This window comes from Photobacterium sp. MCCC 1A19761 (assembly GCF_037389125.1).
Lineage (GTDB): Bacteria > Pseudomonadota > Gammaproteobacteria > Enterobacterales > Vibrionaceae > Photobacterium.
In genome coordinates this window covers 1-570 of the sequence record NZ_JAZGTF010000073.1, presented here as the reverse complement: position 1 = coordinate 570, position 570 = coordinate 1, and the positions used below count along the sequence as shown (strand labels likewise).

1 rRNA gene is annotated in these 570 nt (G+C 57.0%); it reads left to right on the top strand.

The window, feature by feature from the left end:
* A 23S ribosomal RNA gene (locus tag VV869_RS24405) occupies positions 1-570 on the top strand; the annotation flags it as partial.

The window sequence follows — 570 nt, the reverse complement described above, 5'->3', positions numbered from 1 at the left end:
GCCCCCTTATCGGGGGTACGGACAGTGCCTGGTGGGTAGTTTGACTGGGGCGGTCTCCTCCCAAAGCGTAACGGAGGAGCACGAAGGTGGGCTAATCACGGTCGGACATCGTGAGGTTAGTGCAATGGCATAAGCCCGCTTGACTGCGAGAATGACGGTTCGAGCAGGTGCGAAAGCAGGTCATAGTGATCCGGTGGTTCTGAATGGAAGGGCCATCGCTCAACGGATAAAAGGTACTCCGGGGATAACAGGCTGATACCGCCCAAGAGTTCATATCGACGGCGGTGTTTGGCACCTCGATGTCGGCTCATCACATCCTGGGGCTGAAGTCGGTCCCAAGGGTATGGCTGTTCGCCATTTAAAGTGGTACGCGAGCTGGGTTTAGAACGTCGTGAGACAGTTCGGTCCCTATCTGCCGTGGGCGTTGGATGATTGAGAGGGGCTGCTCCTAGTACGAGAGGACCGGAGTGGACGAACCGCTGGTGTTCGGGTTGTGTCGCCAGACGCATTGCCCGGTAGCTAAGTTCGGAATCGATAACCGCTGAAAGCATCTAAGCGGGAAGCGAGCCT